Origin of the sequence: uncultured Streptococcus sp., assembly GCF_901875575.1 — a bacterium.
In the GTDB taxonomy this organism is placed as follows: domain Bacteria; phylum Bacillota; class Bacilli; order Lactobacillales; family Streptococcaceae; genus Streptococcus.
Map to the genome: position 1 here is coordinate 321,404 of NZ_CABFMF010000011.1, position 23,035 is coordinate 344,438.

General features: G+C 41.3%; 26 protein-coding genes and 2 pseudogenes. 24 read left to right on the forward strand and 4 right to left on the reverse strand.

What is annotated here, in order from left to right; genetic code table 11:
• The first annotated feature begins 9 nt into the window (after positions 1 to 9).
• The 4 genes from QZ114_RS04215 (at position 10) to brnQ (ending at position 2,627) form a co-directional block, all read left to right on the forward strand.
• Positions 10 to 588 carry a uracil-DNA glycosylase family protein gene (locus QZ114_RS04215; protein ID WP_295499979.1) on the forward strand — a complete coding sequence of 193 codons (579 nt, stop codon included), beginning with the start codon at positions 10 to 12 and terminating at the stop codon, positions 586 to 588.
• A gap of 3 nt (positions 589 to 591) precedes the next feature.
• The gene (locus QZ114_RS04220; RefSeq protein ID WP_295499981.1) at positions 592 to 807 is read left to right on the forward strand and encodes a hypothetical protein; all 216 of its coding nucleotides are present in this window, start codon (positions 592 to 594) and stop codon (positions 805 to 807) included.
• 32 nt (positions 808 to 839) lie between these two features.
• On the forward strand, positions 840 to 1,127 hold the full coding sequence (locus QZ114_RS04225) for a rhodanese-like domain-containing protein (RefSeq protein ID WP_295499983.1): 288 nt from the start codon (positions 840 to 842) through the stop codon (positions 1,125 to 1,127).
• A gap of 174 nt (positions 1,128 to 1,301) precedes the next feature.
• Positions 1,302 to 2,627: a branched-chain amino acid transport system II carrier protein gene (gene brnQ / locus QZ114_RS04230; protein WP_295499985.1), complete on the forward strand. Its 1,326-nt coding sequence runs from the start codon at positions 1,302 to 1,304 to the stop codon at positions 2,625 to 2,627.
• Between the two features lie 25 nt (positions 2,628 to 2,652).
• On the opposite strand, the gene QZ114_RS04235 is transcribed toward brnQ, so the two are convergent.
• Positions 2,653 to 2,778: a hypothetical protein gene (locus QZ114_RS04235; RefSeq protein WP_261061026.1), complete on the reverse strand. Its 126-nt coding sequence runs from the start codon at positions 2,776 to 2,778 to the stop codon at positions 2,653 to 2,655.
• 100 nt (positions 2,779 to 2,878) lie between these two features.
• On the opposite strand from QZ114_RS04235, the gene QZ114_RS04240 reads away from it, so the two are divergent.
• The 7 genes from QZ114_RS04240 (at position 2,879) to rplA (ending at position 7,469) form a co-directional block, all read left to right on the forward strand.
• Complete coding sequence (locus QZ114_RS04240; RefSeq protein WP_295499989.1) at positions 2,879 to 3,916, forward strand: M42 family metallopeptidase; 1,038 nt, start codon at positions 2,879 to 2,881, stop codon at positions 3,914 to 3,916.
• A gap of 17 nt (positions 3,917 to 3,933) precedes the next feature.
• Complete coding sequence (locus QZ114_RS04245) at positions 3,934 to 4,380, forward strand: hypothetical protein (protein ID WP_295499991.1); 447 nt, start codon at positions 3,934 to 3,936, stop codon at positions 4,378 to 4,380.
• 21 nt (positions 4,381 to 4,401) lie between these two features.
• Positions 4,402 to 4,890, forward strand: coding sequence for a hypothetical protein (locus QZ114_RS04250; protein WP_295499994.1), 489 nt, complete (start codon positions 4,402 to 4,404; stop codon positions 4,888 to 4,890).
• Between the two features lie 53 nt (positions 4,891 to 4,943).
• Positions 4,944 to 5,414 (forward strand): HIT family protein, encoded by a 471-nt coding sequence (locus QZ114_RS04255; protein WP_295499996.1) that lies wholly within the window; start codon positions 4,944 to 4,946, stop codon positions 5,412 to 5,414.
• A 2-nt stretch (positions 5,415 to 5,416) separates the two neighbouring features.
• A complete protein-coding gene (gene ldcB, locus QZ114_RS04260) occupies positions 5,417 to 6,133 on the forward strand; it encodes an LD-carboxypeptidase LdcB/DacB (protein WP_295499998.1) in 717 nt (238 codons plus the stop codon).
• Between the two features lie 123 nt (positions 6,134 to 6,256).
• Entirely contained in the window at positions 6,257 to 6,682 is a 426-nt protein-coding gene (gene rplK / locus QZ114_RS04265; RefSeq protein WP_001085807.1) for a 50S ribosomal protein L11, read from the forward strand.
• Between the two features lie 97 nt (positions 6,683 to 6,779).
• The gene (gene rplA / locus QZ114_RS04270; RefSeq protein ID WP_295500000.1) at positions 6,780 to 7,469 is read left to right on the forward strand and encodes a 50S ribosomal protein L1; all 690 of its coding nucleotides are present in this window, start codon (positions 6,780 to 6,782) and stop codon (positions 7,467 to 7,469) included.
• 64 nt (positions 7,470 to 7,533) lie between these two features.
• Here the strand turns inward: rplA and birA are convergent, their stop codons facing one another.
• Positions 7,534 to 8,469: a bifunctional biotin--[acetyl-CoA-carboxylase] ligase/biotin operon repressor BirA gene (gene birA / locus QZ114_RS04275; RefSeq protein ID WP_295500002.1), complete on the reverse strand. Its 936-nt coding sequence runs from the start codon at positions 8,467 to 8,469 to the stop codon at positions 7,534 to 7,536.
• 304 nt (positions 8,470 to 8,773) lie between these two features.
• Between birA and QZ114_RS04280 the strand changes: the two genes are divergently transcribed.
• The 10 genes and pseudogenes from QZ114_RS04280 to pnuC all read left to right on the forward strand — a co-directional run.
• Positions 8,774 to 9,967, forward strand: coding sequence for an O-antigen ligase (locus QZ114_RS04280; RefSeq protein ID WP_295500004.1), 1,194 nt, complete (start codon positions 8,774 to 8,776; stop codon positions 9,965 to 9,967).
• A 143-nt stretch (positions 9,968 to 10,110) separates the two neighbouring features.
• A complete protein-coding gene (locus QZ114_RS04285; protein WP_295500006.1) occupies positions 10,111 to 10,554 on the forward strand; it encodes a MarR family winged helix-turn-helix transcriptional regulator in 444 nt (147 codons plus the stop codon).
• 3 nt (positions 10,555 to 10,557) lie between these two features.
• Positions 10,558 to 11,320 (forward strand): annotated as a pseudogene (locus QZ114_RS04290) (nuclear transport factor 2 family protein).
• 14 nt (positions 11,321 to 11,334) lie between these two features.
• Positions 11,335 to 12,063, forward strand: coding sequence for an ABC transporter ATP-binding protein (locus QZ114_RS04295; protein WP_295500008.1), 729 nt, complete (start codon positions 11,335 to 11,337; stop codon positions 12,061 to 12,063).
• Positions 12,056 to 13,576, forward strand: a complete 1,521-nt coding sequence (locus QZ114_RS04300; protein ID WP_295500010.1) for an ABC transporter permease/substrate-binding protein — start codon at positions 12,056 to 12,058, stop codon at positions 13,574 to 13,576. Before QZ114_RS04295 ends, QZ114_RS04300 begins: the two co-directional genes overlap by 8 nt.
• A gap of 338 nt (positions 13,577 to 13,914) precedes the next feature.
• Positions 13,915 to 14,517: an ECF transporter S component gene (locus tag QZ114_RS04305; protein WP_295500012.1), complete on the forward strand. Its 603-nt coding sequence runs from the start codon at positions 13,915 to 13,917 to the stop codon at positions 14,515 to 14,517.
• Entirely contained in the window at positions 14,517 to 15,308 is a 792-nt protein-coding gene (locus tag QZ114_RS04310; RefSeq protein WP_295500273.1) for an energy-coupling factor transporter transmembrane component T, read from the forward strand. Before QZ114_RS04305 ends, QZ114_RS04310 begins: the two co-directional genes overlap by 1 nt.
• Positions 15,284 to 16,120: an ABC transporter ATP-binding protein gene (locus tag QZ114_RS04315; RefSeq protein WP_295500014.1), complete on the forward strand. Its 837-nt coding sequence runs from the start codon at positions 15,284 to 15,286 to the stop codon at positions 16,118 to 16,120. Before QZ114_RS04310 ends, QZ114_RS04315 begins: the two co-directional genes overlap by 25 nt.
• A complete protein-coding gene (locus QZ114_RS04320; RefSeq protein ID WP_295500016.1) occupies positions 16,107 to 16,907 on the forward strand; it encodes an energy-coupling factor ABC transporter ATP-binding protein in 801 nt (266 codons plus the stop codon). Before QZ114_RS04315 ends, QZ114_RS04320 begins: the two co-directional genes overlap by 14 nt.
• Positions 16,908 to 17,227: 320 nt before the next feature.
• Positions 17,228 to 17,464: pseudogene (gene pnuC, locus QZ114_RS04325) on the forward strand (nicotinamide riboside transporter PnuC); the annotation flags it as partial.
• An 18-nt stretch (positions 17,465 to 17,482) separates the two neighbouring features.
• Here the strand turns inward: pnuC and QZ114_RS04330 are convergent.
• The gene (locus tag QZ114_RS04330; protein WP_295500018.1) at positions 17,483 to 18,019 is read right to left on the reverse strand and encodes a TetR/AcrR family transcriptional regulator; all 537 of its coding nucleotides are present in this window, start codon (positions 18,017 to 18,019) and stop codon (positions 17,483 to 17,485) included.
• A 132-nt stretch (positions 18,020 to 18,151) separates the two neighbouring features.
• Between QZ114_RS04330 and QZ114_RS04335 the strand changes: the two genes are divergently transcribed.
• Positions 18,152 to 19,042 (forward strand): cation diffusion facilitator family transporter, encoded by an 891-nt coding sequence (locus QZ114_RS04335; RefSeq protein WP_295500021.1) that lies wholly within the window; start codon positions 18,152 to 18,154, stop codon positions 19,040 to 19,042.
• 138 nt (positions 19,043 to 19,180) lie between these two features.
• Here the strand turns inward: QZ114_RS04335 and galR are convergent, their stop codons facing one another.
• Entirely contained in the window at positions 19,181 to 20,185 is a 1,005-nt protein-coding gene (galR, locus tag QZ114_RS04340) for a DNA-binding transcriptional regulator GalR (RefSeq protein ID WP_295500023.1), read from the reverse strand.
• Positions 20,186 to 20,350: 165 nt separating this feature from the next.
• Here galR and QZ114_RS04345 point away from each other — a divergent pair, with 165 nt between their 5' ends.
• Together QZ114_RS04345 and QZ114_RS04350 are read left to right on the forward strand one after the other, a co-directional pair.
• Positions 20,351 to 21,529 carry a galactokinase gene (locus QZ114_RS04345; protein WP_295500025.1) on the forward strand — a complete coding sequence of 393 codons (1,179 nt, stop codon included), beginning with the start codon at positions 20,351 to 20,353 and terminating at the stop codon, positions 21,527 to 21,529.
• Positions 21,530 to 21,547: 18 nt separating this feature from the next.
• Positions 21,548 to 23,029, forward strand: coding sequence for a UDP-glucose--hexose-1-phosphate uridylyltransferase (locus tag QZ114_RS04350; protein ID WP_295500026.1), 1,482 nt, complete (start codon positions 21,548 to 21,550; stop codon positions 23,027 to 23,029).
• Positions 23,030 to 23,035: the final 6 nt, after the last annotated feature.

Here is a 23,035-nt window from a genome sequence, read left to right on the forward strand (position 1 = left end):
GGAAAGTAGATGTCTCAAATCGAAAGAATCAAGCAGGCTATTATGGCAGATCCGCAGAATGCTACCTATACAAAGCGTGGCATCGAACCTCTCTTTGCAGCGCCAAAGACGGCTCGCATCAATATCGTCGGTCAAGCGCCTGGTCTTAAAACCCAAGAAGCAGGCCTTTACTGGAAGGACAAAAGTGGTGACCGCTTGCGGGACTGGCTCGGTGTGGATGAAGATACCTTTTACAATTCAGGCTATTTTGCTGTTTTGCCTATGGATTTTTACTTTCCAGGGCATGGCAAGTCAGGTGACCTGCCGCCTAGAACTGGCTTTGCAGAAAAATGGCATCCGCAGCTCTTGCAAGAATTGCCGGATATTCAGTTGACCCTCTTGATTGGGCAATATGCCCAAGCCTACTATTTACAGGAGAAAGTCAGTGGCAAGGTAACAGAACGGGTAAAACATTACCAGAACTACTTGCCAACCTATTTTCCACTAGTTCACCCCTCGCCGCGAAATCAAATCTGGATGGCCAAAAATTCTTGGTTTGAGTCAGAAGTGGTGCCAGATTTGAAAAAAAGGATTAAAGCAATTTTATAGTCAATGAAAATCAAAGAGCAAACTAGGAAACTAGCCGTAGGCTGCTCAAAGTACAGCTTTGAGGTTGCAGATAAAACTGACGAAGTTAGCTCAAAACACTGTTTTGAGGTTGTGGATAGAACTGACGAAGTCAGCTCAAAGCACTGCTTTGAGGTTGCAGATAAAACTGACGAAGTCAGTTACATATACGCACGGCAAGGCGACGTTGACGTGGTTTGAAGAGATTTTCGAAGAGTATTAGGAGAAAAAGAATGAAAGAAATAACCTTTGACGCATTTTACCAGCTTTATCAAAACGACCAGCTTTCTCTAGTGGACGTGAGAGAAGTGGATGAGTTTGAAGCTCTTCATTTAGAAGGTGCCCACAATCTACCGCTTAGTCAATTAGCTGATAGCTATAATCAGTTGGACAAGGATCAGTTGCATTATGTCATTTGTAAAGCTGGAATGAGGTCAGCGCGTGCTTGTCAATTTTTAGCTGATCAAGGTTATGATGTTATCAATGTCCAAGGTGGAATGACCGCCTTTGAAAACCGTTAAAAATCTATAAAGTATTAAGTGACGAATCTCCTTGCTGGATTTTTTCAGCAGGGAGTTTTTATTTCAGAAAATTTTAAACATTGAAAACATTCAATATTTAATTCATTGTGCTTTTTTCATACTGGCAATCGTGGTATACTAAATCAGTATTTTATTAATATGAAGGAGATTATTATGGCTAAAAAAGGTGCCCTAACAGGTTTACTCCTGTTTGGAATATTTTTTGGTGCGGGGAACTTGATTTTTCCGCCTTCTCTAGGTGCTTTATCTGGAGAACATTTTCTTCCTGCCATTGCAGGTTTTGTCTTTTCAGGCGTCGGTATCGCCGTCTTGACCCTTATTATTGGAACGCTAAATCCTAAAGGATATATTCACGAGATTTCAACAAAGGTGTCGCCTTGGTTTGCGACTCTGTACCTCGTAGTTCTCTATTTGTCAATTGGTCCATTCTTTGCTATCCCACGTACTGCTACAACGGCTTACGAAGTAGGGATTAGTCCCCTTTTGTCGGATGCAAATAAAGGTCTAGGCTTGATTGTCTTTACCCTTCTTTACTTTGCAGCAGCGTATCTAATCTCGCTCAATCCATCAAAAATCTTAGACCGTATCGGCCGTATCTTGACACCAGTATTTGCGATTTTGATTGTCATCTTGGTTGTCTTGGGAGCCTTTAAATATGGTGGAACAAGTCCTCAAGCTGCGTCGGCAGCTTATCACGCCTCTGCCTTTGGTACAGGTTTCCTAGAAGGGTATAATACCTTAGATGCTCTTGCCTCTGTAGCCTTCAGTGTAATCGCGGTTCAAACCTTGAAACAACTTGGTTTTTCAAGTAAAAAAGAATACATTTCGACTATTTGGGTTGTTGGTACCGTTGTTGCCCTTGCCTTCAGCGCTCTTTACATTGGTTTAGGTTTCCTTGGAAATCATTTCCCAGTACCTGAGGAAGCTATGAAGGGTGGAACTCCAGGTGTTTATATTTTGTCACAAGCTACTCAAGAAATTTTTGGCTCAACTGCTCAACTTTTCCTTGCTGCTATGGTAACCGTGACCTGCTTTACAACTACAGTTGGTTTGATTGTATCAACAGCTGAGTTCTTTAATGGACGCTTCCCACAAATCAGCTATAAGGTTTATGCGACAGTCTTTACCTTGATTGGATTTGCTATTGCAAATCTTGGTTTGAGTGCGATTATCAAGTACTCAATTCCAGTATTGGTTATCTTGTATCCAATTACCATTGCTATCGTAATGCTTGTTATTGTTAATAAATTTGTGGCTCTTTCAAAACCAGGTATGCAGTTAACAATTGCTGTTGTTACAGCTATTGCCATTGCAAGCGTATTAGGAAGCTCATTTAAGGTTGAGTTTCTTGCAAATTTTGTTAACGCCCTTCCTTTTGCTAAGGCATCTCTCCCATGGTTGGTGCCAGCCATCGTCGGAATCTTGCTTTCATTGGTTCTACCAAACAAGCAAGAAAGTGATGTTTTTGAAATGGAATAATCACTAATACTCTTCGAAAATCTCTTCAAACCGCGTCAACGTCGCCTTGTCGTATGTGTAGGATACTGACTACGTCAGTTCCATCTACAACCTCAAAACAGTGTTTTGAGCAACCTGCGGCTAGTTTCCTAGTTTGCTCTTTGATTTTCATTGAGTATAAAATCACTTTTGTAGCCAAGTCTACAGGAGTGATTTTCTTTTTTTTATCCGATGATAAATGTGTTATAATAGGTAGCAAAAGAGGTGAAGAAATGCATCAAACGGTAGAATACATCAAAGAATTAACAGCAATTGTGTCGCCAACGGGTTTCACTCATGAGATTTCGGACTATTTAGTCAAGGCTCTAGAAGGTTTTGGTTACCAGCCAGTTCGTACAGCCAAGGGTGGTGTCAATGTGACCATCAAAGGTCAAAATGATGAGGAGCATCGCTATGTGACTGCCCATGTGGATACGCTGGGTGCCATTGTTCGTGCTGTCAAACCAGACGGCCGTCTCAAAATGGACCGTATCGGTGGTTTTCCTTGGAATATGATTGAAGGAGAAAACTGTACCGTTCATGTGGCTAGTACAGGTAAAACTATTTCTGGAACGATTTTAATCCATCAGACGTCTTGCCATGTCTACAAGGATGCAGGAACTGCAGAACGCACGCAAGACAATATGGAAGTGCGCTTGGACGCCAAAGTAACCAATGAAAAAGAAACTCGTGCCTTGGGGATTGAGGTCGGTGATTTTATCAGTTTTGACCCACGAACTGTCGTGACAGAGACAGGTTTTATCAAGTCTCGTCATTTGGACGATAAGGTCAGCGCAGCGATTTTGCTTAACCTGCTTCGTATTTATAAGGAAGAGAAGATTGAATTGCCCGTAACAACCCATTTTGCTTTTTCAGTCTTTGAAGAAGTGGGACACGGTGCAAACTCTAACATTCCTGCTCAGGTAGTAGAGTATCTGGCTGTGGATATGGGAGCTATGGGCGATGACCAGCAGACAGATGAGTACACAGTGTCTATTTGTGTCAAGGATGCCTCAGGGCCTTATCACTATAACTTCCGTCAACATTTGGTTGCCTTGGCGAAAGAGCAAGATATTCCATTTAAGCTGGACATCTATCCATTTTATGGTTCGGACGCTTCAGCGGCTATGTCTGCAGGTGCAGAAGTCAAACACGCCCTTCTCGGTGCTGGTATCGAGTCTAGCCATTCTTATGAGCGTACTCATATTGATTCGGTGGCCGCAACAGAACGTATGGTTGATGCTTATCTAAGAAGTGAGTTAGTGGAGTGAAAGGGCGATAAAGTATAATGTATGAAATACTGAAACAATTAGCAACGCCTGCTATAATAACAGGGTTGATTTCGAGTTTGTATGCTTATTTCCAAAAGAAAAAAGAGGAATATTATAAGTATGTGTATGAAAATAAACAAGAAAACTTTAAAGAACTAGTTGTTTATGCCGATGAACTGGTAGATAAAGGGATTACTAATCCAGATTTAGAAAAACTACTTTTTAAAATTTCTCAAAAAATTAATCCATTTGGACGAAAAATAAAAACTTTTGGAAAATATCAGTGGATAAAAGATGATGGGTATGTATGGTACCAAATAGAAATGATAGAGGATAAACTTGCTTCTCAAAGACTTCAAATAGAGGATTTAAAAGAACTAGCTCATCGGATACAAATTTCTAAACGATTACTAGATATAAAAGTAGAACAAAATATTTCGTCTATAACTTTAGCTAAAATATGATTTTATTTATTGCAGTATGTGATGTTATTACTTCAGCTGTTTCTCATTTACTCTGGATATAATAGTTTTATCGAACAATCAACAGTATTCTTTTTGTTAATGGCTTTCTGCTTACTTGTTGTAGTGATTTTAATTTTTTTACTCCCGGAATTGAGTGTTAATGAAATAGATGATAGAGAATCTGAAATAGGTTTTATAATGCTCCTTTTCGTTATTGTTACAGTTGATGCTGTGATAGTGTATTATTTGTCTAATGATCCTTCTATTGCTCTGCTTGTTGGAATGGTTTCACTTATTCTAATTGTTGGTGAAGTAATTTCAAAAGCTATTATTTTCGGGGAAAGTGAAATTGGTAAAGTATCTACAATTTATATCGAAGAATATAGGAAACTACAGGGACCTAAGTTAACCGAGAGACGCTTTAGAAATTATTTTAAAGTTATTCCATTTTTAAATAAGATTAAGAATTTATTTCATAAAGATAAGAGGGAGGGGAATGATGACCTATAAACACCGACTCTTTGACCTTAATCACACCCTTTTAGAGTTGAAAGGAGAAACTTATGTGCCTCATCTGCCAACGAATTGAGCTCATCAAGGCTGAGGAAAATCCCTACTTTGTAAGAGAATTGGAAACAGGCTATCTTGTCATTGGAGATCACCAGTATTTTGCAGGCTATAGTCTCTTTCTAGCCAAGGAACACGTCACAGAATTATATCATTTGGAAAAAGAAACAAGACTCCGTTTTCTAGAAGAAATGAGTTTAGTCCAAGAGGCGGTTGCTAAGGCCTTTACTGCTGAGAAAATGAATATCGAACTGCTAGGAAATGGTGATGCCCATCTTCATTGGCATCTGTTTCCTAGACGAACAGGTGATATGAATGGTCACGGTCTCAAGGGACGTGGTCCAGTCTGGTGGGTTCCCTTTGAAGAAATGACAGCAGAAACCTGCCAAGCAAAACCGGATGAGATTAAAAGATTAGTCGAATGTTTATCGTTAGAAGTAGATAAACTATTAGAAATAAAGGAGTAGAAATGAAAAAAACATACCTTGTCTTGACAGCTTTGCTAGCCTTGAGTCTAGCAGCTTGTTCACAAGAAAAAGCAAAAAATGAAGATGGCGCATCTAAGACAGAACAAACAGCTAAAGCTGATGGAACAGTCGACAGTAAATCTCAAGGAGCTGCCCAGAAAAAAGTAGAAGTGGCTAACAAAGGAGACTACTATAGCATCCAAGGGAAATACGATGAAATCATTGTAGCAAACAAACACTATCCTTTGTCGAAAGACTATAATCCTGGTGAAAATCCAATCGCAAAGGCAGAATTGGTCAAGTTAATTGCAGCCATGCAGGCAGCAGGATTCCCAATTAGTGATCACTACAGTGGCTTCAGAAGTTATGAGACCCAGAGCAGTCTTTATCAAGATTATGTTAACAAAGATGGAAAAGAAGCGGCAGATCGCTACTCTGCTCGTCCAGGATATAGTGAACACCAAACAGGATTAGCCTTTGATGTTATCGGTACAAATGGGGACTTGGTAACGGAAGAAAAGGCAGCTCAATGGCTCTTGGACCATGCAGCTGATTATGGTTTTGTAGTCCGTTATTTAAAAGGGAAAGAGAAAGAGACTGGTTATATGCCTGAAGAATGGCATCTTCGATATGTAGGAAAAGAAGCTAAAGAAATTGCAGCTAGTGGCCTCAGTTTGGAAGAGTATTTCGGCTTTGAAGGTGGAAACTATGTAGATTAAAAAAACGAAGTTTTCTCTTGCAATTTGAGATAAATAGTGTATAATAGATGGGTATGTGTAAAGCATACTTGTGGGAGGTAAAAATCTTACATTACCGCCAAAACCACAAAGGAGGATTTAAAAATGGCTAAAAAAGTCGAAAAACTTGTAAAATTGCAAATCCCTGCTGGTAAAGCTACACCAGCTCCACCGGTTGGACCTGCTCTTGGTCAAGCTGGTATCAACATCATGGGATTCACAAAAGAGTTCAACGCTCGTACAGCTGACCAAGCTGGTATGATCATTCCAGTTGTTATCTCAGTTTACGAAGATAAATCATTTACTTTCATCACTAAAACACCACCAGCTGCTGTTCTTTTGAAAAAAGCTGCAGGTGTTGAAAAAGGATCAGGTACACCTAACAAAACTAAAGTTGCTACAGTTACTCGTGCGCAAGTACAAGAAATTGCAGAAACTAAGATGCCAGATTTGAACGCAGCGAACGTAGAGTCTGCAATGCGTATGATCGAAGGTACTGCTCGTTCTATGGGATTCACTGTTGTTGACTAATCAATAACATCCCCAATAAAACCCGCAAGACTTCATCATTTCGAGAAGTGACGTGGGAGATGAAAATCGATTGAACCACTTACAAGGAGAATAGAAAATGGCTAAAAAAAGCAAACAACTTCGTGCTGCTCTTGAGAAAATCGACAGCACAAAAGCATACAGTGTAGAAGAAGCTGTAGCACTTGCAAAAGAAACTAACTTTGCAAAATTTGACGCAACTGTAGAAGTTGCTTACAACTTGAACATCGACGTTAAAAAAGCTGACCAACAAATCCGTGGAGCAATGGTATTGCCAAACGGAACTGGTAAAACTTCACGAGTTCTTGTTTTCGCACGTGGTGCTAAAGCTGAAGAAGCAAAAGCTGCTGGTGCAGACTTTGTTGGTGAAGATGACCTTGTTGCGAAAATCAACGATGGTTGGTTGGACTTCGACGTAGTTATCGCTACACCTGACATGATGGCTCTTGTTGGACGTCTTGGACGTGTCCTTGGACCACGTAACTTGATGCCAAACCCTAAAACTGGTACTGTAACAATGGATGTTGCAAAAGCAGTTGAAGAGTCTAAAGGTGGTAAGATTACTTACCGTGCTGACCGTGCAGGTAACGTTCAAGCAATCATCGGTAAAGTATCGTTTGAAGCTGAAAAATTGGTTGAAAACTTCAAAGCTTTCAACGAAACAATCCAAAAAGCAAAACCAGCTACAGCTAAAGGAACTTACGTAACAAACTTGACTATCACAACTACTCAAGGTGTCGGTATCAAAGTAGATGTTAGCTCACTTTAATTAGTAGTTTATAAAAAAACGAGTACAAAAGTGCTCGTTTTTTTATTCTAGTTATTTACATTTCTTATTCCCAAGTCTTGAGAGAGATTTCTCCGCTGTTTAACCAAATTTCTTCTCCATTATCACATTGAACCAGGAGTTCGCCTTTTTCAGAAATATCTTTAGCAATGCCTCGGTATTCAATATTAGCTTGAATAAAGGTCACTTCTTTTCCGAGAACAAAAGACTGTTTTTTATATAAGAATAGCAGCTCTGTTTCTGGAGTTTCGAAGAAACATCGCCAAATTTCAATGATTAGGTCATTTCTTGTAATAGGTGCTGGAGTTGTAAATAGGCTTCCTGCTTTATTTTCTAATTCTTTTGGAAATTCTTTAATGGTAAAATTGATTCCAACTCCAATAATAATGTCTGTTACAAGGCCGGTTTCTACTGATGTGGTCGCCTCTGTTAGGATCCCTCCTACCTTACGGTTTTTGTAATAGATATCATTAACCCACTTAATATCGACATCAATTAGAGTTAGATTCTTAATCGCTTTATAAACTGCCCCTGCTACTAGTAAGGTATAATAAGGTAGTTTATCATAAGTAAGGTTGGGCTTGAGGTGTAGAGTCATATAAATGCCACCTTGTGGGGAGAAGAAGGAACGTTGAAAACGACCGCGACCGGCTGTTTGATAGGATGCTAGATAGAGAGTGTTTTCCTCATATCCTAAATCTATTGCTTCTTTTGCATCAATTTGGGTTGACTTAGTTTCTGACTTAAAGTTAACTGTAATTGGGAGATTTTTCTCTATGAGGTCTGGAAGGAGAAGATCTCCATTCAATAGTTTATAGCCTCTATTTTTTATGCTATCAATTTCAATCCCTTCTTGTTGTAGGCGTTTGATAGCTTTCCAAACAGATGTTCGACTTAAAGAAAGTTCTTCAGCAATTTTTTCTCCGCTAATATAGTCATTATGTTGTACTAGGATTTGGTAGACTGCTTGATAGGATTTCATTGTTTTTCCTTTACTCTATTCTATAAATAGTTAATTTCGAGCTATTAGTAGTGATAGTTCTTTTTCAAAACTATAATCTGACTTTAGTATTATTGTACCACATAGCTCTAGTTTATTGATAAAAATTATAAGACAATCTAATGAAATCTACCGTATTGTTAAAAAATTAAAAACTTCCTCTAAAAATTAACTATTTTTGCTTTAGCAAACGTTTCCCATGTTTTCAAATGCTAAAAAAAGTGGTAAAATATAGGGTAGCTTACTATTTATCTGAATCAAATGATTTAGAGAGAAAGGATTTGCTTTGAAATCAATAGGCTTATTTGAAAAGCTAAAAGGGTTGTCTAATAAAGAGTTTGTTCTATTAGGAGTTATACTCAGTATCTTTTTACCCTTTTATCTTTTTGTAATTGTATTCTGTTTATATATTATTTCTTTAATTTTTACAGGAGACATGAAAACGATTCTTCAGAGAATGGGCGAGCATCCAATGCTTCTCCTTTTTCTTGCTTATAGTACCGCTATTTCGACATTTGCACAAAATTGGACGGGACTTCTAGCCTCAGTTGCAATTATTCTATTTACCATTTTCTATTTACACTATCAGTCTCTTTTATCGCATAAATTCTTTAGATTCATTTTAGAGTTTATTTTATTGGGGAGTGTTTTATCAGCTGCTTTTGCGAGTTTAGAGCATTTTCAAATTGTGAAGAAATTTAACTACGCTTTTCTGTCACCCAATATGCAGGTTTGGCATCAGAATCGAGCAGAAGTTACCTTCTTTAATCCTAATTATTATGGTATTATTTGTTGCTTCTGCATTATGATTGCCTTTTACCTTTTTACTACGACCAAGTTGAATTGGTTGAGAATCTTTTGTGTGCTAGCAGGGTTTGCTAATCTCTTTGGATTGAATTTTACCCAAAATCGTACGGCTTTTCCAGCTATTATTGCAGGAGCTATCATTTACCTATTCACTACAATTAAAAACTGGCGTGCCTTTTGGCTGAGTATAGGTGTCTTTGCTATTGGTCTGAGCTTCCTATTTTCAAGTGATCTTGGAGTAAGGATGGGAACCTTGGATTCATCAATGGAAGAACGGATTTCAATTTGGGATGCTGGAATGGCTTTGTTCAAGCAAAATCCATTTTGGGGCGAGGGACCATTGACCTATATGCACTCTTATCCTAGGATAGGGGCTCCTTATCATGAACATGCTCATAGCCTATATATCGATACAATTTTAAGTTATGGAGTTGTAGGAACTATTTTATTGGTTCTTTCTTCTATCAAGCCAGTTCGACTAATGATGGATATGAGCCAAGAGGAGGGGAAACGTCCTATTATAGGTCTTTATTTATCCTTCCTAACAGTGGTTGCTGTCCATGGCATCTTTGATTTAGCCCTCTTCTGGATTCAGTCAGGTTTTATTTTCTTATTGGTCATGTGCAGTCTTCCCTTAGAACATAGAACCTTGTCTACTGATATGATTGATTAATTTTAGAGGATTGTAACCTTCTGTCTTTGGCAGGAGGTTTTTTGTATAGAAAAACTATTTCTAAATCGAAATAGTTGACAGTTGGAATGACAAGTGTTACAATGATTTTATTCATTTCGGTATAGAAATAAATTGGAGGTATCATGAGAGATAGTCATTTGGTCGCCCATCATATTCGTTTGTTGAATGGAAGGATTTTTCAAAAGTTACTTAGTCGGGATCCTGAAGCTCTTTATCGGAGTGAGCAGGGCAAGATTCTCACTGTTCTATGGAATAGTGAGACAGGCTGTGCAACTGCGACAGATATTGCTCTGGCAACTGGGCTTGCTAATAATACGCTAACGACTATGATAAAAAAGCTAGAGGAAAAAAATCTTGTGACAGTTAGTCCATGTGGTTTAGATAAACGAAAAAAATATCTAGTCTTGACAGACTTGGGATGGTCGCAGCAAGAAGTAAGTGACCGTGTTAGTCGAGAATTAGACGCTATTTACTACAAGGGATTCTCAGATAAAGAAATAGAGCAGTTCGAAGATTTTCAGGAACGGATATTGGCTAATTTGAAAGAGAAGGAAAATGAGGATTAGAATATGTCCAAACAACTTGAAAATGTACAAAATCTATACATTCATGCTATTCAAGACGGACGAGTTGCTGAGGCTCAAGCCCAGTCTGTAGGGGAACCTATATCCAACATTCGACAGGTGTGCCTGAAGGGAAAGAAGGATTTGCAGCTTCTTTGCAAATTTCTTCGAGGGCCATCCAGAGCGTGAGATGAAGATTGTTCGCACTATTGAGGATGGCAATCTGGTCTTTGTTCATGTTCATCAATATCTGAATGGTGGAGAAGCTCAATGGGTGACGACGGATACTTTCCGTGCGGATGAGAATGATCGTATCGTGGAGCATTGGAATGTCATTGACTACTATCTAACACCTGAAAATGGCCAGTTAGATCAGATTTTTGGTGATTTTGAGATCACGGATTTGAATAAGACAGCAGAAAATAAAAAGTTGGTTCGCCGTTTCTTGACAGAAATTTTCCAAAATGGGGAACTAGAGCAGTGGAGTGATTATGTGGCAGAGGATCTGATTCAGCATAATCATGAAATTGGGCAAGGAAGAGATGCATATAAAAACTATGTAGTCTAACACGGGGGCACTTTTGACTTTGTTTTCCAACTCTTAGGACAAGGAAACTATGTGGTTAGTTATGGTCAGATTCAGATTGATGGTGTTGCATATGCCAAGTACGATATCTTCCGTATAGAAAACGGGGAAATTGTAGAGCATTGGGATAATAAGGAAGTTATGCCTAAGGTAGAATACTTGACCAACCGAGGCAAGTTTTAAATTGAGGATACAGAATGATTGAATACAAGAATGTAGCTTTACGTTATACAGAAAAAGATGTCTTGAGAGATGTCAGTTTACGGATTGAGAATGGGGAGTTCATGGTTTTAGTTGGACCTTCTGGCTCAGGTAAGACAACCATGCTTAAGATGATTAACCGTCTCTTGGAACCAACTGATGGAAATATTTATATGGATGGCAAGCGCATTAAAGACTATGATGAGCGTGAGCTTCGTCTCTCTACTGGTTATGTTTTACAGGCCATTGCTCTCTTTCCCAATCTAACGGTTGCGGAAAATATTGCCCTGATTCCTGAGATGAAGGGCTGGACTAAGGAAGAAATTGCGAAGAAAACTGAAGAGTTTTTGGCTAAGGTTGGTTTACCAGTAGCTGAGTATGGGCATAGACTTCCAAGTGAATTATCTGGTGGAGAACAGCAACGGGTTGGTATTGTCCGTGCTATGATTGGTCAGCCTAAGATTCTCCTCATGGATGAACCTTTTTCAGCCTTGGATGCTATCTCGAGAAAACAGTTGCAGGTTCTGACTAAAGAATTGCATAAAGAGTTTGGGATGACAACTATTTTTGTGACCCATGATACGGATGAAGCTCTGAAATTGGCGGACCGTATTGCTGTTTTGCAGGATGGAGAGATTCGTCAGGTGGCGAATCCTGAGACCATTTTAAAAGCTCCTGCCACAGACTTTGTTGCAGATTTGTTTGGAGGTAGTGTTCATGACTAATTTAATTGCAACTTTTCAGGATCGTTTTAGTGATTGGTTGACAGCACTATCTCAACATTTGCAGTTGTCACTTTTGACCCTGTTACTAGCTATTTTTATCGCGATTCCTTTGGCTGTTTATCTTCGCTATCATGAGAAGTTGGCAGATTGGATCTTGCAGATTGCAGGGATTTTCCAGACTATTCCGTCTCTAGCCTTGTTGGGGCTCTTTATCCCCTTGATGGGAATTGGGACCTTGCCAGCTTTGACAGCTCTTGTGATTTATGCGATTTTCCCGATTTTGCAAAATACCATCACTGGGCTGAAGGGAATTGATCCGAGTCTGCAAGAGGCTGGGATTGCCTTTGGGATGACCAGATGGGAGAGGCTCAAGAAGTTTGAAATTCCACTTGCCATGCCTGTTATGATGTCTGGGATTCGGACAGCAGCTGTTTTGATTATCGGTACGGCAACCTTGGCGGCCTTGATTGGTGCAGGGGGACTAGGTTCCTTTATCCTCTTGGGAATCGACCGTAATAATGCCAGTCTGATTTTGATTGGGGCACTTTCTTCTGCAGTGCTGGCCATTGCCTTTAACTTCCTACTAAAAGTGATGGAAAAAGCAAAATTGCGGACGATTTTCTCTGGTTTTGCCTTGGTTACAATATTACTTGGTATATCTTATAGTCCAGCCCTCTTGGCTCAAAAAGAGAAAGAAAACTTGGTTATTGCTGGGAAATTGGGTCCAGAACCAGAAATTTTGGCCAATATGTATAAATTGCTGATTGAAGAAAATACCAGTATGACTGCGACTGTTAAACCGAATTTTGGGAAAACAAGTTTCCTCTATGAAGCTCTGAAAAAAGGCGATATTGACATCTATCCTGAATTTACTGGTACGGTGACTGAAAGTTTGCTTCAGCCATCACCTAAAGTGAGTCACGAGCCAGAGCAGGTTTATCAGGTGGCGCGTGAAGGTATTGCCAAACAGGATCATCTAGCCTATCTAAAACCCATGTCTTATCAAAATACCTACGCTGTAGCTGTTCCGAAAAAGATTGCTCAAGAATATGGCTTGAAGACCATTTCGGACTTGAAAAAAGTGGAAGGACAGCTGAAGGCAGGCTTTACACTTGAGTTTAATGACCGTGAAGATGGCAATAAGGGCTTGCAATCAATGTATGGTCTCAATCTTAATGTGGCAACCATGGAACCAGCCCTTCGCTATCAGGCTATTCAGTCAGGGGATATTCAAATTACGGACGCTTATTCAACTGATGCGGAATTAGCGCGTTATGATTTACAGATCTTGGAAGATGACAAGCAACTCTTCCCACCTTATCAAGGGGCTCCATTGATGAAAGAAGCTCTTCTCAAGAAACATCCAGAGTTGGAAACAGTTCTCAATAAATTGGCTGGTAAAATTACTGAAAGCCAGATGAGCCAGCTTAATTATCAAGTGGGTGTAGAAGGCAAGTCAGCAGAACAAGTAGCCAAGGAATTTCTGCAAGAACAAGGTTTGTTGAAGAAATAGCTTGAAAATGTCAAACTCAACTTTGTTAAACGACCATATAGAAAACTGCTCAGACAATGTTGTCTGGGCTTTTTTGGTGTCAGAATTAATGATTTTCATTTTTAAATGGAAAATAAGAGGAAATTTTAATGATTTTCTAAAATTTTACTGTAAATACACTTGACTATTCATAAAATAGGTGTATAATGTGTTGTGAACTACTTAACAAATAAAGATTTCCAGCTCATGTCGACTAAGGATGGAAATCTTGTGTATAGACAGTTCAGTAGATATATAATAGAGCGTTGCGTCCGAAAGTCTATCCAGACACGGCTCTTTAAAAACAAAAGGAGAAGATTATGAAAAAAGAACCGATTCATCGTACCAGTATGTGGAAATTTAAGTTAAGTGCTGCCACCATGACTTTGATTCCCGCTGCCGTGGGGATTAACTATGTTGCCAAAGCCTTGGCGGAGGGGTTAAAGTTGCCCGTTTGGCTGGGGTCTTTGGGAACCTTTCTTTCCAGCATGTTGGCTGGACCGGTTGTCGGTGCCATTAGTGGTTTCATCAACAACGTGATCTATGGGCTGACCTTATCGCCAATTTCAACCGTGTATGCGATTACCAGCATCGGAATTGGGATTGCTGTCGGAGTTTTGCACGCCAATGGGTGGTTCTCGTCAGCGCGACGAGTATTTGTTTCTGCTATTATTATTGCCATCGTTTCAGCTGTCATTTCAACGCCACTCAACGTCATCTTTTGGGGTGGTCAGACCGGTATCGCTTGGGGTGACTCATTGTTTGCGGTAATGGTCGCCAATCATGTACCAGTGTGGCTGGCCTCATTTACCGATGAGTTCGTCTTGGATATTTTGGATAAAGTCTGCGTGGCCTATCTGGCATTCTTCATCTATCGTCAGCTGCCGAAGCGGATGGTACACTTCTTTAGCGATGATAAATGATGACTGATAAAACATTGATTTCTGGAGCGCCACGGCTCAAGCTCAAGTGGTACCAGGTGATCGATCCGATTACTAAGCTCTTGTTCATCTTGGACATGACGTTGTTGAGCTTTGCCAGTATGAATTTATTGCTTCAGGCCGGATTAATTCTTTTCGCAACACTGCTATTGTTATTTTCCAAATTGAGTTCTACCACCTTTAAGGCGCTGGGATTCAGCCTGTTTCTGATTTGCACCATGCTGATCATCCAAGGGTTATTTTACAGTCGGAATCAAACTGTGCTGTTTTCTGTGCTTGGGGTGTCGTTCTACAAAGAAGGTCTGATTTACGCCATCACTCTGGGTTGTCGAGTATTGGTGATTATTTTGACCAGTGGCTTTTTTATGGTGACCACAAGTATTTCAGAAAACGCGACCTATTTGGAACTGTCCGGATTGTCTTATAAAACCGTCTACGTTCTGATGTCGGTGTGTTATATTTTGCCGGAAATGATGCGCAATATGCGGAAAATCCAGCAGGCACAAAAAGTTCGCGGAACCAATCCGCAAAAAACGTTGATTCAGAAATTAAAGTCAGTCCTGCCGGTTCTAATTCCATTGGTGATTAAGACCTTGGATCAATCGATGACGCGGTCGATTTCTCTCCAACTGAGAGGTTTTGATAATCTCAATCGGACTGTCAGAACCTCCCAGCGCGTGTATCGCCTGTCGCGGACGCTGCACATTGGTCTGACTGGATTGGCAATTTTATTGATTGGGTGGAAGATATGGACGAAGATAAACGGATTGTAATTGAAAATTTGACCACCCGTTATCCGGGTACTGAGCAACCACAACTGCGTCAGATTAACGCGGAGGTTCATACCGGCCAGGTGGTTGGGATTATCGGGAATAGTCACTCCGGCAAATCGACTTTGTGCCGTGTGCTGGCAGGGGTCATTCCCAAAATTGTGTCTGCTGAGATTGAGGGCGATTGGCACATGTTTGGCCAGCGAGTGTCCGACAATTGGCCCGTTTATAATGCCATGAATGGAGTTGTACTGCAAAATCCAGCTGGCCAACTAAGCGGGTTGGCAGACACGGTTGCCGATGAAATAGCCTTTGACTTGATTAATCAGGGAATGGCTGAAGGACTGATTCAAAAACGGGTTGAAGAAGTTGCCACGCAAATGGGGCTGATTGAACAGCTGAATTTGCGTCCCGAGAGCCTTTCCGGTGGTCAGATCCAGCGGTTGGCAATTGCCACGGCGATTGTGGCTAATCCGGCTGTTTTGATTATGGATGATCCGACCAGTGAGATGGATCCCCTTGGCCGCCGGCAATTTTTCCAATGGCTGGCCCAAGTCAAAGAGACGACTGTCTTCATTGTCACCAGTGAAATTGACGATTTGTGCGAAGTCGCCGACGTTGTGTGGGTGCTGCACGAGGGTCAAATGGTAGCCCAGGGCAGGCCGGGTGAGGTGTTTAATCATTTGGCAGCTGACTGGCAGATTCCAGCCCCGACAATCCAGCAACTTGCTCAAAAAATGGATTGGCACTTGGCTGATGGCCGGTATCCGGTGAATTACGCTGATCTGAAGGAGGTTCGTTATGCCCACAATTGAACTGAGCCACCTGACGTTCACTTATCCGGAACGGTCCTTTAGCTTGGATGTTGAAGACAAACACTTCGCCGATCCGATGGTGGCGATTGTCGGCCAAAATGGTGCCGGCAAATCAACGCTCTTCAAATTGTTGACGGGCTTGCTGACACCACAAACCGGTGTGATTAAGATCGATGGAGAAAATTTTAATGATCTTAAACCAGTCGAAAAGTTACTGAAGATTGGGATTACTTTTCAGAATCCTGACGATCAGCTTTTCAACCCGACCGTTCAACGAGAGGTGGAGTGGAATGTCGCGCAGGTCGTGGATGACCACGACACGATTACGAGGCGGGCTTTAGCGGCTCTAAAAAGAGTTGGCTTGGATGATAAAACAGCTGAAAGTCCATATGACCTATCATTGTCGGAACGCAAGCTGTTGAGCGTTGCCACAGTTTTGGCAGTGGATCCGGCGATTTATTTATTTGATGAGCCGATGATGTCGCTTGATTGGGAAAGCCGGCGCAAGTTGACCGCAATTTTCCATCAGTTGGCTGATTCGGGCCACCAAGTTGTGACCATCACCCATGACATGGATTGGGTCGCCGCCGAGTTTGAGTCGGTGTATGTTATGGAACACGGGAAGTTTGGCTTCGCCGGCAGTTCACGGGAATTGTTCAGCAATCACGAACTTGTCCAGCGAGTGGGATTACTACCACCGCGGATTATGGACATAGCGGAGTCGCTGGGTGATTCACAGACATATTTATCGGTTAATGATTATTGCCAGAAAAATCGAGATGTATAGAAAAAATCACCTCTGCGGGTTTTCCAGGTTGAAGGATTAACTTCAGCTTCTGGCAAGAACTCACATGGGTGACTTTTGTGTTTAATAACGTTTCATGATCATCGGGTGCTTCCTCAGATCACTCGGTTTGATTTTACTTTGTTTCATGGTCATAATCATATACCATTTCTTTTGGATTTTTTGTTTGACTAATACAAAATAGGTCTTCATAGGTCTTCGCATTTTTAGCGCCCATTAGGATCATCAGTATAATTTTCTGAATTAGGAGACTCTCCCATCACTATTCGAACTTCGTCTCCCAACTTACGCTGTTCCCATTCAATGGGGTAGGGCAAATCCTCATGACAGCCGTTTACCGTGAACAGTGGATATTCTGGGCAGCTACCAATGTCTTTTCAATCTATCTCTTGTGGGGAGAAAGCCTGCAAATTCAAGGGAAATATCTAATTTATCTCATTAACAGTCTAGTTGGTTGGTATCAATGGAGCAAGGCTGCTAAGCAGAATACGGATTTACCTAACAAAGATAAAAAACTCAGTAGCCTAGAAATAAGGTAACTGAGCTCTAATCTATATTCAATTTTTAGGAATGAGAAGGTATAGATAAAATTGGACAACTTCCTGGTCTGTGAAGTCTTGTCCTTTTTTGAGCCACCAGGTCAATGTCTCGATAAAGTTGGACACGACTAAGTGTTGGAGGTAAGAAGTAGGCAAACTCGGGTGAGCTTCTCTTAAATCATCAGCCATCACGGAATAGATATGGTGTTCTAACTCTCTCTGGAGTTGACGGAGGAAGTAGTCATTTTTGGAAAATAGCAGACTGGTGATATGGTCTTGGTTTTTCTGAAAATGGAGAAAGAGGTGGGCGAGGTAGTCCTCGGTTGAAATGGATTGCTCTCTTTCAAAGAGGTGATGGAAGAGGTAGCGACAAAGTTCGTCCAGAAGTAGTTCCTTGCTCTCATAGTGACAGTAAAAGGTGGAACGTCCCACATCTGCGAGGTCAATGATATCCTGAACTGTAGTGGATTCGTAGCCCTTCTCGTTCAAGAGTTGTAGAAAAGCTTGATAGATGGCTTTTTTTGTTTTGCTGATACGGCGGTCAATGGTAGTCATATGGACACTTGAGGCAAATTGTTCAGAACTGAATAAAGCTGATGTTTTGCTTCTATCCTTTCTTTGAGTTTTAGTGGATAATAATAATGAATAAGGTGTTCATAAATCTATTATAACAAAGGAATGAGAAAGATGAAGGCAAAATATACTGTTTGGGTAGCTTTTTTCTTAAATTTAAGCTATGCTATTGTTGAGTTTATCGCAGGAGGAATCTTTGGTTCGAGTGCTGTTCTTGCTGATTCTGTCCATGACTTGGGAGATGCTATAGCTATTGGCATATCGGCCTTTTTAGAAACAATCTCAAATAGAGAAGAAGATAGGCAGTACACCTTGGGTTACAAGCGATTTAGTCTTTTAGGAGCACTAGTGACTGCTGTGATTCTTATCACAGGATCCATCCTAGTGATTTTGGAAAATATAACTAAACTTTTTAATCCACAGCCCGTCAATGATGAAGGTATCCTCTGGCTAGGAATTATTGCAGTCAGTATCAATGTGCTAGCTAGTCTAGTAGTTCGTAAGGGAAAGACAAAGAACGAGTCAATTCTCAGCCTGCACTTTTTTGAAGATACACTTGGTTGGTTGGCTGTCATTCTAGTGGCGATTATCCTCCGATTTACAGATTGGTATATCCTTGATCCGCTCTTATCTCTTGTCATTTCCATCTTCATTCTAACAAAAGCCATTCCTCGCTTTTGGAGCGCGCTCAAGATTTTCTTGGACGCTGTGCCAGAAGGAGTAGAGACTGGTGATTTGGAGAAGGATTTGGATGCTCTGACTAATGTCAAAAGTGTCAATCAACTTAGCATTTGGTCCATGGATGGTCTGGAAAATAATGCCATTATCCATCTTTGTTTAGAGGATTGGGGGCAGATGACGGAAACAAAGAATCAAGTACGTCAGCTCTTAGAAGAAAGAGGAATTCAGAATATTACCATCGAAGTGGACACCAGTCAAAGCAATCATGCGCAACATAAGCGAAAGGTAACAGCCTTAGAGCAACCTCATGGGCATCAACATTAGAAAAGAGGTTGGGGGAAAGTCTTTAAAAGTAAAAAGCGCATAGTATCAGGCATTGAAAATATGATACTATGCGTTTTATTGTGAGGATATTTACTCCATTTTATCTTGAAATTTAGTTTTTGCCTAGATTCTAATATCTTAATCATTCCTTGTACTTTCTCTCAGAGTCAGTCTGGTTCCCAGCATAGTCAGGCTAGGGATTTTCCGACCGTGGAGTACTTCCTTGTTAAGAATATCCATACCTGCTCGACCCATCTCCTCAGTATAAACGGTGATGCTAGAGAGGGGAGGATAGACTTGCTTGGTCAGGCTGGTGTCGTTAAAGGAAATGAGGCTGACACGGTCTGGTAGGCTGATTCCAGCTTCTTGGAGGGCACGGAGGGCACCGATGGCTAAACTATCGCTAGCTGCAAAAAAGGCAGGTGGCAGTTGGTCTCCCAAACTCTGAATAGCCTCTTTCATTAAGTCATAGCCAGACTGGGCGGTAAAGCTTCCTTGAAAGACCAGTTCATCATGATAGATCCCTTTTGTTTGGCTGTAGTTCCTAAAATTTTCCAGCCGCTTATCCTCAATGATTTCTTCTTGATCGGTTGTTTCCTCAAGCCCTGTTAGAATCCCGATACGGTTCATCCCTTGACTGAGGAAATAATCGACAACCTGTTTCATGGCAGTATAAAAGTCCGTGATAATACAGGTGTGTCCTAGTGAAAGAGTATCACTATCTAGAAAGACAAGAGGCTTTTGGTATTCCTCAAAGGTGGAAATCTGAGCTCGGCTAAACTTTCCGATGCAGAGAATCCCGATGACTTCCTCGCTCAGTGTAAAAGGATGGTCATTAAAATAGCGTAAGATATCATAGTCCAGTTCTTGGGCTCTTTTTTCTATTCCTAGGCGAATCTGGTAGTAGTAGAGGTCGTCCAGCTCCCCTTGTTCGCTGACCCATTGGATAATGGCAATCTTTTGCTTGGGCTTGTGGGACTCGCCTGTCTTGAGGTGCTTGGTGTAGCCCAACTCTTCAGCAACAGTTAAAATACGGTGTCTGGTTTCTTCTGTAACAGATAGGCTCTGGTCGCGATTGAGGACACGGGATACGGTCGCGATAGAGACAGAGGCTAGCTGTGCAATGTCTTTTAAGGTAGCCATAAATCCTCCTTCTTTAAGGTTAGTATATCATATTTTTCTGCTTTTTTACTGATAGTTTAGTAAATTTTTAGTAAAAAGGATTGACCTTGGGAAATCCCTTGGATACAATAGAAGAAAACGATTACACGTTAAGGTGACTTAACGGACAGTAAAAGGAGAAATCATATGACACAACATCTTACTGCTGAAGCTCTTCGTAAAGACTTTCTTGCTGTTTTTGGTCAAGAAGCAGACCAAACATTCTTTTCACCAGGTCGTATCAACTTGATTGGTGAGCACACAGACTACAACGGTGGGCACGTTTTTCCTGCTGCTATTTCCTTGGGAACTTACGGTGCAGCTCGCAAGCGTGACGACCAAGTCTTGCGTTTCTACTCAGCTAACTTTGAGGAAAAGGGTATCATCGAAGTGCCTCTCGCTGACCTCAAGTTTGAAAAAGAGCACAGCTGGACCAACTATCCAAAAGGGGTTCTTCATTTCTTGCAAGAAGCTGGGCATGTGATTGACAAAGGTTTTGATTTTTATGTTTATGGGAATATCCCAAATGGTGCTGGTTTGTCTTCTTCAGCATCCTTGGAACTCTTGACAGGAGTCGTGGCAGAGCATCTCTTTGATTTAAAACTAGAGCGTCTCGATTTGGTTAAAATCGGAAAACAAACAGAAAACAACTTTATCGGAGTCAACTCTGGCATTATGGACCAATTTGCTATCGGTATGGGTGCAGACCAACGTGCTATTTACCTTGATACCAACACCTTGGAGTATGACTTGGTGCCACTGGATTTGAAGGACAATGTCGTTGTCATCATGAATACTAACAAACGCCGTGAATTGGCGGACTCTAAATACAATGAACGTCGTGCTGAGTGTGAAAAAGCAGTGGAAGAATTGCAAGTTGCCTTAGATATTCAGACCTTGGGTGAATTGGACGAGTGGGCCTTTGACCAATATATCTATCTGATTAAAGATGAAAATCGTTTGAAACGTGCTCGTCATGCTGTGCTTGAAAACCAACGTACCCTTAAAGCTCAAGCAGCCCTTCAAGCAGGAGATTTGGAAACATTTGGTCGTTTGATGAATGCGTCACACGTTTCCCTAGAGCATGACTATGAAGTAACTGGTTTGGAATTGGATACTCTTGTTCACACAGCTTGGGCACAAGAAGGAGTTCTCGGTGCTCGTATGACAGGGGCAGGTTTTGGCGGATGTGCCATTGCTTTGGTTCAAAAAGATACTGTTAAGGCCTTTAAGGAAGCTGTTGGCAAACACTACGAAGAAGTAGTTGGCTATGCTCCAAGCTTCTATATTGCTGAAGTTGCAGGTGGCACTCGCGTCCTTGACTAGTCCAAAGGAGGTTCTATAGTGACCTTAGTAGATAAATTTGTAACGCATATCATTTCTGAAAGTTCATTTGAAGAAATGGATCGAATCTACCTGACTAATCGTGTTTTGGCACGAGTGGGAGATGGTGTTTTGGAAGTTGAGACCAATCTGGATAAATTGATTGACCTCAAGGACCAGCTGGTTGAGGAAGCCGTTCGATTAGAGACGATTGAGGATAGTCAGACTGCGCGTGAAATCCTTGGTGCTGAACTGATGGACTTGGTGACCCCTTGTCCCAGTCAGGTCAATCGTGACTTCTGGGAAACCTATGCCCACTCTCCTGAGCATGCGATAGAGGATTTCTACCAACTCAGTCAGAAGAATGACTACATCAAACTCAAGGCCATTACTAAAAATATCGCTTATCGTGTACCGTCTGACTACGGAGAGCTTGAAATTACCATCAATCTCTCTAAGCCTGAGAAGGATCCCAAAGAAATTGCGGCAGCCAAGTTTGTGCAAGCTAGTAATTATCCTCAGTGTCAGCTTTGTCTAGAGAATGAGGGCTACCATGGTCGGGTAAACCACCCAGCTCGCAGCAACCACCGTATTATCCGTTTTGAAATGGCTGGTCAGGAATGGGGCTTCCAGTATTCGCCCTATGCTTACTTTAATGAGCACTGTATCTTTTTAGATGGCCAGCATCGTCCTATGGCCATTAGTCGTCAGAGTTTTGAACGTCTGTTGGCTATCGTAGAGCAGTTTCCAGGCTATTTTGCTGGCTCTAATGCCGACCTGCCGATTGTGGGGGGCTCTATTCTAACTCATGATCACTATCAGGGAGGCCGTCACGTATTTCCTATGGAATTGGCTCCCTTGCAAAATACCTTTCGATTTGCTGGTTTTGAGCAGGTCAAGGCTGGGATTGTCAAGTGGCCAATGTCAGTGTTGCGTTTGACTTCGGATTCCAAAGAGGATTTGATCAACTTGGCTGATAAGATTTTGCAGAAATGGCGCCAGTATTCAGATCCTGCAGTGCAGATTTTGGCAGAAACAGACGGAATACCGCATCATACCATCACACCGATTGCCCGTAAACGCGATGGCCAGTTTGAGTTGGACTTGGTCTTGCGGGACAATCAGACTTCTGCAGAACATCCTGATGGCATCTATCATCCCCACAAGGATGTCCAACATATCAAGAAGGAAAATATCGGCTTGATTGAGGTCATGGGCTTGGCAATCTTGCCACCACGTCTGAAAGCAGAAGTGGAGCAAGTCGCTAGCTATCTTGTAGGAGAAGCTGTCTCAGTTGTCGATTATCATCAGGAATGGGCAGACCAACTCAAAGCCCAACATCCAGATCTAGCGGATAAAGAAAGAGCCCTTGAAATCGTTAAGGACTCTGTGGGTGCTATCTTTGCGCGTGTACTTGAGGACGCAGGAGTCTACAAGCAGACAGAACAAGGGCAGACAGCCTTTATGCGCTTTGTGGAGCAGGTCGGAATTTTGCCAGACTAGGAGCTT